The 10,883-nt window shown below is 64.9% G+C and carries 10 protein-coding genes; 7 read left to right on the top strand and 3 right to left on the bottom strand.

Going from position 1 to position 10,883, the window contains the following annotated elements:
* The 5 genes from ACLP2E_RS00875 to ACLP2E_RS00855 all read left to right on the top strand — a co-directional run.
* On the top strand, positions 1-545 hold a 545-nt coding region (locus tag ACLP2E_RS00875), incomplete at its 5' end, for a DALR anticodon-binding domain-containing protein (protein WP_442464879.1).
* A gap of 159 nt (positions 546-704) precedes the next feature.
* Positions 705-1,943 (top strand): cell wall hydrolase, encoded by a 1,239-nt coding sequence (locus ACLP2E_RS00870; RefSeq protein WP_442464878.1) that lies wholly within the window; start codon positions 705-707, stop codon positions 1,941-1,943.
* Between the two features lie 76 nt (positions 1,944-2,019).
* Complete coding sequence (locus tag ACLP2E_RS00865; protein ID WP_442464877.1) at positions 2,020-2,652, top strand: MotA/TolQ/ExbB proton channel family protein; 633 nt, start codon at positions 2,020-2,022, stop codon at positions 2,650-2,652.
* On the top strand, positions 2,652-3,107 hold the full coding sequence (locus ACLP2E_RS00860) for an ExbD/TolR family protein (RefSeq protein ID WP_442462583.1): 456 nt from the start codon (positions 2,652-2,654) through the stop codon (positions 3,105-3,107). The genes ACLP2E_RS00865 and ACLP2E_RS00860 overlap by 1 nt, the downstream gene beginning before the upstream one ends.
* Positions 3,104-3,931 (top strand): TonB family protein, encoded by an 828-nt coding sequence (locus ACLP2E_RS00855; protein WP_442462582.1) that lies wholly within the window; start codon positions 3,104-3,106, stop codon positions 3,929-3,931. The genes ACLP2E_RS00860 and ACLP2E_RS00855 overlap by 4 nt, the downstream gene beginning before the upstream one ends.
* Positions 3,932-3,979: 48 nt before the next feature.
* Here ACLP2E_RS00855 and ACLP2E_RS00850 read toward each other — a convergent pair whose 3' ends face one another.
* Together ACLP2E_RS00850 and ACLP2E_RS00845 are read right to left on the bottom strand one after the other, a co-directional pair.
* A complete protein-coding gene (locus ACLP2E_RS00850) occupies positions 3,980-4,801 on the bottom strand; it encodes a L,D-transpeptidase (protein WP_442464876.1) in 822 nt (273 codons plus the stop codon).
* Between the two features lie 125 nt (positions 4,802-4,926).
* A complete protein-coding gene (locus tag ACLP2E_RS00845) occupies positions 4,927-5,751 on the bottom strand; it encodes a lytic transglycosylase domain-containing protein (RefSeq protein WP_442464880.1) in 825 nt (274 codons plus the stop codon).
* Positions 5,752-5,932: 181 nt separating this feature from the next.
* Between ACLP2E_RS00845 and ACLP2E_RS00840 the strand changes: the two genes are divergently transcribed.
* Together ACLP2E_RS00840 and ACLP2E_RS00835 are read left to right on the top strand one after the other, a co-directional pair.
* Entirely contained in the window at positions 5,933-9,118 is a 3,186-nt protein-coding gene (locus ACLP2E_RS00840; protein ID WP_442464875.1) for an efflux RND transporter permease subunit, read from the top strand.
* On the top strand, positions 9,115-10,392 hold the full coding sequence (locus tag ACLP2E_RS00835; protein ID WP_442464874.1) for an efflux RND transporter periplasmic adaptor subunit: 1,278 nt from the start codon (positions 9,115-9,117) through the stop codon (positions 10,390-10,392). Before ACLP2E_RS00840 ends, ACLP2E_RS00835 begins: the two co-directional genes overlap by 4 nt.
* Positions 10,393-10,463: 71 nt before the next feature.
* Here ACLP2E_RS00835 and ACLP2E_RS00830 read toward each other — a convergent pair whose 3' ends face one another.
* Positions 10,464-10,787, bottom strand: a complete 324-nt coding sequence (locus tag ACLP2E_RS00830) for a hypothetical protein (protein ID WP_442464873.1) — start codon at positions 10,785-10,787, stop codon at positions 10,464-10,466.
* Positions 10,788-10,883: the final 96 nt, after the last annotated feature.

Here is a 10,883-nt window from a genome sequence, read left to right as displayed (position 1 = left end):
GCCCAAATGCTTTGGCGAATGACCTCCTTGGCTTTTTCGCCGACCGCCTCAAAATCGACCTGCGCGATCGCGGCGCCCGCCACGATCTGCTCGACGCGGTTTTCGCGCTCGGAGAGGACGACCTCGTCATGATCACATCCCGCATCAATGCGCTGGACAAATTCCTCGCTACCGAGGACGGCGCGAGCCTGCTCGCCGGGTACAAGCGCGGCACCAACATTTTGAAGGCCGAAGAGAAGAAGGACGGCGCCGGGGCCTTCGAGGCGCATCCGCAAGCCAACCTGCGCATCGAGCATCAGGAGCACGTGCTGGCCGCCGCGCTCGACCGCGCCGACCGCGAAGTCGCCGAAAAGCTCAAGGCGGAAGACTTCGACGGCGCCTTGCATTCGTTGTCGAAATTGCGCGCGCCGGTGGACGAATTTTTCGACCATGTGACGGTCAACGTCGAAAATGCCGACCTGCGAAAAAACCGCCTGCAACTGCTGGCGCAACTGCGCCGCGCGATGCATCTCGTCGCGGATTTCTCGAAAGTCGGCGGGGCCTAGCAAAAAAAGAGGCGCTACCCCGCCCCCCATCCCATATCGGGACAGCTTCGCCCTCCCCCTTGGTAACCCCCTGTCAAGCCTAACAAGCGATAAAGATTCTGCCGCCGCGTCATGCGCGCCGGCGGAACTTTTTCGTTGGCGCGAGCATGGGAAGTGCGTATGCGTAAGGCGCGGCGTAAAGCGCATCTCACTTTGTCGCGTTTCGCGTTGCAGCGGCTGTTCTGGGCGATGGAGGTCGCCGCGCCCTGGTGCGTCGCCGCCGCCATGCTGGTCTCCTTCACCGCCGACGCCGGCCAGGAAGTTCCTTCCGGCGCGTCGCGCGCCCCGCTCTCTGCGACTGCCGCCGTCATGCCGCAGGATCTCGCGCCGTCGCCGCATTCGCTCGCGGCCTCTTTCGGCGGCAATTTCGGACGCGGCCTGCTGCATGAGGCGCGCCTTGTCACCGGAGCGCCGGAACAATTCGACGACGCGCCGGACGAGATCGAGCCGCGCCTCGTGATCAAGAGAAACGCCAAGATTTTTCCCGAGATCGACCGTAGCCATAAAGGCGATCCGGTCGTCGGCCTGCGCCCGACCCTCGACGGCCGCTGGCGCCAGAAAGGCGGCCCGGCGAAAATGCGGGCCGAAATCCTGACCTTCAGCCAAAACGAAAGCGGCCTCGCCTCCAGTTTTTCGCAGAGTTCAGATTCAGGCGCCAATTTCGAAGCCTGGCCCGAAGGCGAAAGCCCGGTGACCCAGCCCGGCCAATCCGCCGTTTCGCCGAACCAGGGCGCCGGCGTCCTGACCATGCGCCGGGCGGCTTTGGCCGAACGCATCGAACAGGGCGCGACTCCCGCCCCGCCGCGCGCCATCGCGCTCGGCTCCTCGACGCCCGCCGTCGGCGATCAGACCCCGGTCGAAGTTCTGGCCTCCGTCGTCGCCCCGGCGCCCGCGTCGCGCGCCGACACTGGCGACAAGCGCGATTATCTCGCGATGATTGCGCCGGAGCAGCGGGAATCGGAAAAACATTGCCTCGCCCAGGCGATTTATTTCGAGGCGCGCAGCGAACCGGAGGCCGGACAGGCCGCCGTCGCCCAGGTCATCCTCAACCGCATGACATCAGGGCTTTATCCCACCAGCATCTGCGGCGTGGTGTTCCAGAACCGCCGTCATTATCACGGCTGCCAGTTCTCCTTCGCCTGCGAAGGCAAGTCGCTGCGCATCCACGAAGGCGAATCCTGGACGCAGGCGACGCGCATCGCCGACGACGTGCTCGGCGGCAAGACATGGCTGGCCGATGTCGGCGCCGCCACCCATTATCACGCCAGTTACGTCCGCCCGCGCTGGTCGCGCGCGCTGACAAAAATGGATGTGATCGGCAAACATATTTTTTATCGGCTGAAATCCGGCCAGACCTGAATTGGCGCACTGGACGCGGGGGCGACAAGGCGCCTAATCTTCGGACTACATACTGAACTCCGTCCCTAGAGTAAAAATGGCGTCCTCCCTGTCCCTGTCGCCGCTGAGCCTGTTTTTGCAAGCGGGTTTCGTCGGCAAATTCGTGATGATCGTCCTGGCGCTGGCCTCGATCTGGTGCTGGGCGCTGATCGTCGAGGGCGCCTATGCCGCGCGAAAATTGCGCCGCGATCTCGCCGACGCCGACGAGGCGCATTCGCCCCTGCTCACCGGGATCGTGGCGGCGGGCCAAAAGGCTTGCGGCCTGACGGTGATCGGCGAAAGCGTCGGCGAAAAGCGCCAGCGCGTGAGCGAGGCCATGCGCCGCACGGCGCGCGAGGCGCTGGCCCGCGCCGAGGGCGGCCTGCCCAATCTCGCCGTCATTGCCTCCGTCTCGCCTTTCGTCGGCCTGTTCGGCACGGTCTGGGGCATCATGTCGAGTTTCGTCGGCATTGCGGCCGCCAAGGACACCAGCCTCGCCGTGGTCGCGCCGGGCATAGCCGAGGCGCTCGCCGCCACCGCCTATGGCCTCGCCGCCGCCATTCCCGCTTCCGTCGGCTATACCCGCATCGGCGCCGGCTTTTCGCGCGCCGGCCAGCAATTGTCGCATTGGATCGAGGCTCGGGCGGTGGCCTTGATCGTCGCGGCGCAGCAAGACGGGACGAAACGCTGATGGACCTGCCATCGCCTGGAAACAGCGACGAGGGGCTTTATCGCCCGCTCGCCGACATCAATGTGACGCCGCTGGTCGACGTCATGCTGGTGCTGTTGATCATTTTCATGATCACCGCGCCGATGCTGGCGACCGGCATGAAGGTCAACCTGCCGCAGGCCAGCGCCTCGCAGCCGCTCGATCCGCAACATCCGATTCTGGTCAGCGTGTCGCGCGACGGCGCGCTGTCGGTGGATGACGAACAGGTCGACGCAGGCGCGCTGGTCGACAGCGTTCGGCAAAAGCTCGACGGCGACGCGCAGCGGGTGGTGCAGGTGCGCGGCGACCGCGACGCCCCTTACGGCGTCGTGGTGTCGGTGATGGACCGGCTGGCCGGCGGCGGCATAGGGCATCTGGCCATCGTCACCGACCTCCGCCCCGCGCCCGAAGCCGCGAAAAAACCTGAAAAGCCATGAATTTGCCGTCCGAATCCGCCAGCCTCTGGCTGCGGCCGGACTGGCTGCGCCCCCTTGCTTTCGCCATCGGGCTGGCGATCAACGTCGCCGTCGTGGTCTTGATCGGCCAGACGCGCTTAAAACAGCCGGAGCCGCTCGCCGCGATCGAGGTCGCGATATTGCCGAGCGCCGCCTCGCCGCCCGAGGCGCCGCAGGAAATGGCGCCCGCCGAGCCGGCCCCCGAACAAAAAGCGCAGCCCGAACCGCCGCCGCAGCCCGCGCCCCCGCCAGAGGCCGCGACGCCGCCGGAGGCCGCCCCGCCGCCAGTTGCTGCGCCGCCGCCGGAAGCCGCGCCGCCCGCCCCGACGCCCGAAAAAGATCTCGCCGCTGAGCGCCTGCGCGCCGAGCGCGCGGCCGAGCGCCGCAAGGAGCTTTTGCGCGAGAAGCAGGAGGAGCGCAAAAAGGAGGCGCAGGAGAAGGAAGCGCGCGAAAAGCGCGAGCAGGCGCGAGAGGCTGCGGCCAAGGCCGCGCAAGCCAAGGCGGCGGAAAAAAAGCGCGAGGGCGCGGAAAATTCCGGGCCGGCGCGCGCCGCCTATGGCGGCATCGTCGTCGCGGAACTTCACCGGCTGCAATCGATCGGCGCGCAGAGGGCGCAAGGAGCGACCGGCCGGGTCCATGTGACCTTCACCGTCGGCCCCTCCGGCCGCATTGTCTCGCATAGCGCCAGTTCAGCCGATGCGCGGCTTTCGGCGGCGGCGGCGGCGATCATGGCGGCGTTTCACGCGCCGCCGCCGCCGGGCGGCCATTTCACCGGCTCGACCAATTTCACCTTTTCCGCAAGGTAAGCCGGAAATTCAGACCAGCCGGCGCTGCGACTGCTCCGCAGCAAGAACTCACATCACCACGACGCGGGCGCCCTTGGAGACGCGGCCGTAGAGATCGATCACGTCGGCGTTGTGCATCCGGATGCAGCCCGACGAGGCGGCGTGGCCGATCGAACTGGGTTCGTTGGTGCCGTGGATGCGGAAAAGCGTGTCGGTCTTGCCCTGGAACAGGTAGAGCGCGCGGGCGCCAAGCGGATTCGACATGCTGCCGTCCATATGATCGGGCAGTTCAGGACGGCGCTCGATCATTTCGGGAGGCGGGGTCCAGCCCGGCCAATAGGCCTTGCGGCCGATGCTGGCTTCGCCCTTCCAGGCGAAGCCGGCCTTGCCGACGGCGATCCCATATTCCACCGCCTGGCCGTCGCCGAGCGAATAATACAATTTGCGCAATTTGGTGTTGATGGTCAGCGTGCCCGCCGCCTCGCCGGTCGGATCGGGGACGACGCGCTGGGTCGCCTGTTTGTAATTGACCGAGGGATCGAGATCGACCGGGGTCGAATAATTCGGATCGGCGTCGGCGGGAATGGCCGCATAGCCGCGTTCGCCGCTGCGCGGACCCATTCGGTCCGGCTCAAGCAGCGACGTGCGGGACGAAAGATTGAAATCGTCTGCGTCCTCATGATGGACCGGATTTGCCCGAACCAGCGGCCTGGCGTCAGCCTGCGGCTGGGCGCGCTGAGGCTGCACAAGCGGCTTCGCCTGCTTGTTTTGGTCGGACTGCTGCGAAGGGCAAAACCCGAAAATACAAATTTCCGCGCTGGCCTGCGGCGCCGCGGCGATCAGGAGAACGCCAGCCAAGAGGGCCGGCCGGAGATTTCGCGTGGACAACATGGCAATCCCATCCTTGTTGCTTGAGCTGCGCCTGGCGCGCGCCAAAGCCAATTGTGTTCTATTTGCGAACAACAGCACAGTTTGTAAAGTGCAACCGTGCAACAGGCGCGATCAAGTTTTCACGATCAAGTTTTCAGGACCGCGCAGGCGCCGCCGGCGCGTTCGATCTTTCCGCACAGCGCTTCGGCGGCGGCGCGGCTCTGCGAGGGCACGCGCACACGCCAGAAACGCGCGAAGCCCCTGCCCGGCGCCCTCCTGCCGATCACCATCGGCTCGACATCGCCGATCAGGCTGGCGAATTGCCGCCGCGCCCGCCCATAGGCGGCCAAGGCCGCGCCTTTCCTGAAGGCGCCCGCCAGCTGCACGCCCCAGGGCGCCGTCAGCGTCGAGCCGGCGAACTCCAGCGGCTCGTGCTTGGCGATCAGCGCCGCCGTCTCCATGCAATTCGCCCCTTTTTTCAGTTCCGCCTCCTTGGCTGCGGCGCTCGCGCCGCCGCGCCAGTCCTCGACCGGGAGACGGGTGACGATTTCAACGTAATTCTGGGTCTCGAAAGGAAGGTCGCCGGTTCCCGACAGCCAGTTGGCGACCCGCGCCGGGCCGCCGTTATAGGCGGCGGCGGCAAGACCGAGATTGCCGAAGCGCTGGCGCAGTTCGGCGAGGAATTCCGCGGCCTTGGGGATGGCCTGCTCGGGATCGAAAGGATCGGCGAGGCCGCGCTCGCCCGCCGTTCCCGGCATGAACTGGGCTATGCCCTGCGCCCCCGCGCCGCTGACGACATGGGGACGAAACGAGCTTTCCTGCCAGATCAGCCGGGTCAGGAAGCCTGGCGGCAAGCCCTGGCGCGCCGCCGCAGTCTCGATCATGCGGCAAACTTCGCCGCGCAGGTCGCCGCCCTCGGCCCCCGCCCGGGTCACGAAAACCTGCGCGCAGAGCAGCGAGACCGCCAACAGGGCCGCCTCCCTGCGCGGGCGCAATGCCAGCTTTGCGCCAGAAAAGGCTGGATTATTCGTAACGGATCGCCAAATCCCCGCAAGCGACTGAAGCGCGGCGCCAAGGCTCCGATCGAGATCCTTTTGATCGAGCCCTGGGCAGCGCCTTGCGCGCATCCTCTCGACTGGAAGAAAGCGGTTCATGGGCATAGTTCGTTTCGCTCTCCGCTTCCCGCACACGTTTTACGTATTGGCGGCGCTGATCGTCTTCCTCGGCGGACTGGCGGTCAAAACCATGCCCGCCGACATCTTCCCCGAAATCAATATCCCCGTCGTGACGGTGATCTGGCAATACACCGGCCTGACCACCCCGGAAATGGAGCAGCGCGTCACCACCTACAGCCAATATGTGATCAGTTCGAACGTCAACGGCATCAAGAACATGGAGGCGCAAACCCTCGATGGCCTGTCGGTGCAGAAAATATACTTCCAGCCGGACGTCAACATCGATCTCGCCATTTCGCAAATCATTTCAGCAACCAATTTCATACGCGTCATCTTGCCGCCCGGCATCCAGTCTCCGGTCGTCGTGCAATATAACGCCTCCAGCGTGCCGGTGCTGCAACTCAGCCTCAGCTCCGATACAATGAGCGAGCAGCAGCTTTACGATTATGGCATCTATCGCGTGCGCCAGGGCCTCGCGCCGGTGCCAGGCATCACCCTGCCGACGCCGGCGGGCGGCAAATACCGCCAGATCATGGTCGACATAGACTCCAACAAGCTGGCCGCGAGAGGCCTGACCCCGCTGGACGTGGTCAACGCCGTCAATGCACAAAATCTCACCGCGCCATCGGGAACGGCGAAACTCGGCGACGCGCAATATGTCGTGCGCACCAACGCCACGCCGGGGAGCATCGCCGAGTTGAACGACATGCCGATCAAGGCGGTCAATGGCGCCATGGTTTTCGTGCGCGACATCGGGCAAGTCCATGACGGTTGGCTGGTCCAGCAAAATGTAGTGCGCGAGGACGGGCGGCGCTCAGTGCTGCTGAGCATCATCAAGAACGGCAACGCCTCGACGCTCGACGTGGTCAACGGCGTGCGCGACGCGTTGAAGACGCTGCGCGCCTCCGCGCCGCCGGGCCTGAAAATCGGCGAGTTGCTCGACCAGTCGGTGTTCGTTCGCGAGGCGGTGAACGGCGTCGTGCGCGAAGGCCTGATCGCCGCCGGCCTCACCGCCTTGATGATCCTGCTGTTTCTGGCCTCCTGGCGCTCGACCCTGGTGGTGATGATCTCCATCCCCCTTTCGATCCTCTCTTCGCTGGTCGTGCTGCACGCGCTCGGCTATACGCTGAACACGATGACGCTCGGCGGCCTGGCGCTGGCGGTCGGCATTCTGGTCGACGATTCGACCGTCACCATCGAGAACACCCATCGCCTGCTGACCGAGGAACATCAGCCGCTGCCGCAGGCGACCCTGCACGGCTCGGCGGGCATCGCCGTGCCGACGCTGGTCTCGACGCTGGCGATCTGCGCCGTCTTCACCTCCGTGGTGTTTCTCGACGGGCCGGCCAAGTTCCTGTTCACGCCGCTCGGGCTCGCCGTGGTGTTCGCCATGCTGGCCTCCTACGTGCTGTCGCGGACGCTGACGCCGATCATCATCGGGCTGCTGCTGCGCTACGAAAAACACGAGGGCGGGCCGCCAAAAAACCTGTTCCAGCGTTTCAGCCACAGTTTTGAGATCCGCTTCGAATCGATGCGCGAAAATTACGCGCAATTGTTGCAATCGCTGCTCGCCAATCGCCTCATTATTCCCGTGGCCATCGTCCTGATCCTGGCTTTGACCGGCGCGATGTACACGATGGTTGGCCGCGACTTTTTCCCGACCATCGACGGCGGCCAGATCCAGTTGCATGTACGCGGCCCGGCGGGCATGCGCATCGAAGCGACGGAAGCTTTGTTCCAGCAGGTCGAGGACAAGATTCGCGAAGTCATTCCGCAGGAGCAGCGCGAGCGCATCGTCGACAATATCGGCCTGCCCGCCCGCACCTATAACCTGGCCTTCGCCGACGGCTCGACCATCGGCGTCAACGACGGCGTGATCATCGTGGCGCTGAACGAAGGCCACGCGCCGACGCAAACCTACATCGACAGGCTGCGTCTCGTCTTGCGTCAAGACTTTCCGCAGGCGACCTTCTATTTCCAGGCCGCCGACATGGTGACGCAAATTCTCAACTTTGGCTTGCCGGCGCAGATCGACATCCGCACAGTCGGCTATGACCGCGCCAACAACCTGCGCGTCGCGCGTGAAATCGAACGCCGCCTCGCCGCGGAGCCGGGCTTTGCCGACGCCCATCTGCAACAGGAAGTCGACGCGCCGGCCTTTCTCGCCACCATCGACCGCTCCCGCGCGCTGCAGCTTGGGCTTAACGCCAGCGCCATCGCCAACAATCTGAACATCGCGCTGAGTTCATCCGAACAGGTTTCGCCCAACTTCTGGACCGATCCGGCGAGCGGCATTCCCTATTTCTTCGCCGTGCAGACGCCGGAGTCGCGCATCGCCTCGCTCAACGATCTGCGCAATATTCCAGTCTCGACGACGCTGTCCGGCGTTGGCGGCGCGCCGGTCCCCGGGCTACTGTCCAATGTTGCGACCCTGAAACGCGACAGCGTCCCGACCAACGCCAATCAGTCGAATATCCAGCCGGTTTACGAAGTTTACGCCAGTCTGCAAGGAGTCGATCTCGGCTCGGCCTCACGGTCCCTCGACAGAATCGTCGCGGATCTGAGCCCGCAGCTCAAGCCGGGCAATCGCATCGAAGTGATCGGGCAGATCCAGTCGATGCGCAATTCCTTCCGCAACCTGGGCCTGGGCCTGCTGTTCGCGTCGGTGCTGGTCTATTTCCTGATGGTGGTGAATTACCAGAATTTCGGCGATCCGCTGGTGGTGATCCTGGCCCTGCCCGCCACTTTCTGCGGCATCCTGACCATGCTGTTCATCACCGGCACCACCCTTTCCGTGCCGTCGCTGATGGGCGCGATCATGGCGGTTGGCGTCGCCTCGGCCAATTCGATCCTGCTGGTGACTTTCGCGCGGGAGCGGCAACTGTCGGGAGTGAGTTCCTTCGACGCCGCGATCGAAGCCGGCCATACAAGAATTCGTCCCGTTCTGATGACGGCGGCGGCGATGATCGTCGGCATGATACCCATGGCGATCGGCGGCGCAGGCGAGGAGCAGAACGCGGTGCTGGCGCGCGCGGTCATTGGCGGCCTGCTGTTCGCCACGCCGACGACCCTGTTGATCGTGCCCTATCTTTTCGCCGTTCTTCGTCGCGGCAATGACGGCAAGACGGCGCATGGCGTCTTTGGAGAGGGTGAGCTGGAATGAACGAGAATTCTCCTGTCGCGCCCACGCGCCATTCCGATCTCGAAGGCTCCTGGCGCTGTCCCGAGCCGCCAGCCAAGGATTGCCCGGTCGCGCGAAAACGCAAGCGCCAGCGTCGCGTTCTGGGCGTCGCCGTCCTGCTGCTGCTCGGCGCCGGCCTTACTTCCGGCGCCTGGCGCTCCCAGGCCGCGCGCGAGGCGGCGGTCGACGCCAAGAACCAGTATCGAGACATAGCGCCGACCGTCCGCGTGGCCGCCATCAAAGCCGCTCCAGCAACCATCGACGTTACGCTGCCCGGCGCCACCCTCGCCTATGCGACGGCGGATATTTACGCCCGCGCCAATGGTTATGTCGAAAAGCGCAATGTCGACATCGGCGATCACGTCAAGGCGGGCGACGTTCTCGCCGTTTTGACCGCGCCGGAACTCGACCACCAGATCGCCCAGGCCGAAGCGGCGAAGGCCCAGGCGCAGGCGACCATCCGCCAAAGCGACGCCAACCAGAGGCTGGCGCAGGTCACCAACGCCCGCAGCACCGTCCTGGTGAAGCAAGGCTGGGTGACGGCGCAGCAGGGCGACACCGACCGGCTGAACTACGCGGCGCAGCAGGCGGCGACGGTCGCAGCGCAGGCCAGCGAAGTCGCGCAAGACAGCGCGATCAAGGTTTTACGCCAGCAAAGAGATTACCTGACAGTGGTTGCGCCCTTCGACGGCGTGATTACTTCGCGCTCGGTGGACACTGGCGCTCTGGTGCAGTCGCAGGCGACGCTGATGTTCAACCTGCAGCAGACCGACATCATCCGCGTCCAGGTCTATGTGCCGCAGGACCAGGCTTTCGGCGCAGAGCCCGGCGTGGCGGTGGATGTCCGCGTTCCCGAAATGCCCGACCGCGTCTTCTCCGGCAAGATCACCCGCATCGCGGAGTCTCTGCAACAGGGCACGCGCACCTTGCTGGTAGAGGCTGACGTTCCCAACCCGGACGGCGCGCTGAGGGGCGGCGCCTATTGCGTGGTCGAACTGCACATACCCAGGAAAACGCCGGCCCGGATCGTTCCCGCCGAGGCGCTTATTTTCAACCGCAACGGCCAGCAGGTCGCGGTGGTGGAAAACGATTCTGTGCATTTGCGCAAGATTACCGTCGCGCGCGATTTCGGCACGACGGTCGAGGTCATGGACGGCGTCGGGGCGGGCGACCAGGTAGTGCTCAATCCGATGGTCAATCTCGCCGACGGCCAGCCGGTGAAGATCGCCCCGGCCCCGGCCGTCGCCAAGAACTGACAATCATAAACGGCGCATAAAATCTGAAGTCCGGTCCCAATGATCGGATCGGGACTCCCACCTTCTGCTCGTTACGTCGGCGGACAGAACCGGCCGGCGCGTCCGAGCAGCTGGCATTTGGATTCGACGTCAGGCTTCGCGGAATTCTGGCCGGGCGCGGTCTGGCAATAGCCGCCGGCCCGCCCAAGATGCACGCAATTCCCTGATCGGTCCGACGTCCATTGCGGCGCGCGAGACGAATGGGTCGTCAAAAATCCCCAGAACACCAGGGCCGCGACCAGAATGGAGATTTCCGCCGCGCGCCTTACGGTCCGCAGATGCGCGATCTGCTGGAAATGATGATCCGCCGCCCGCGCGTGCGCCGCGCTTTTCCTGTGCGGATGAAGGGTGAACACTTTTGCCTCCCGACCAAACTCCGGTTTGGTGAAGACTTGATTTAACGCCGCCGCCCGCAAGACTTCCATTCCGATTGCGCTCTTCCTGCATAAGGA

This window comes from Rhodoblastus sp., from assembly GCF_052145335.1.
In the GTDB taxonomy this organism is placed as follows: domain Bacteria; phylum Pseudomonadota; class Alphaproteobacteria; order Rhizobiales; family Beijerinckiaceae; genus Rhodoblastus.
Note: the sequence above shows the minus strand (reverse complement) of the source record. Positions and strands in the feature narration are given on the sequence as shown.

What these genes read in the sequence shown, in the direction of transcription:
- ACLP2E_RS00835 (WP_442464874.1), top strand. Translation starts at nt 9,115, where the DNA reads ATGAACGAGAATTCTCCTGTCGCGCCCACGCGCCATTCCGATCTCGAA.
- ACLP2E_RS00860 (WP_442462583.1), top strand. Translation starts at nt 2,652, where the DNA reads ATGGACCTGCCATCGCCTGGAAACAGCGACGAGGGGCTTTATCGCCCG.
- ACLP2E_RS00850 (WP_442464876.1), bottom strand. Translation starts at nt 4,801, where the DNA reads ATGTTGTCCACGCGAAATCTCCGGCCGGCCCTCTTGGCTGGCGTTCTC.
- ACLP2E_RS00865 (WP_442464877.1), top strand. Translation starts at nt 2,020, where the DNA reads ATGGCGTCCTCCCTGTCCCTGTCGCCGCTGAGCCTGTTTTTGCAAGCG.
- ACLP2E_RS00855 (WP_442462582.1), top strand. Translation starts at nt 3,104, where the DNA reads ATGAATTTGCCGTCCGAATCCGCCAGCCTCTGGCTGCGGCCGGACTGG.
- ACLP2E_RS00870 (WP_442464878.1), top strand. Translation starts at nt 705, where the DNA reads ATGCGTAAGGCGCGGCGTAAAGCGCATCTCACTTTGTCGCGTTTCGCG.
- ACLP2E_RS00840 (WP_442464875.1), top strand. Translation starts at nt 5,933, where the DNA reads ATGGGCATAGTTCGTTTCGCTCTCCGCTTCCCGCACACGTTTTACGTA.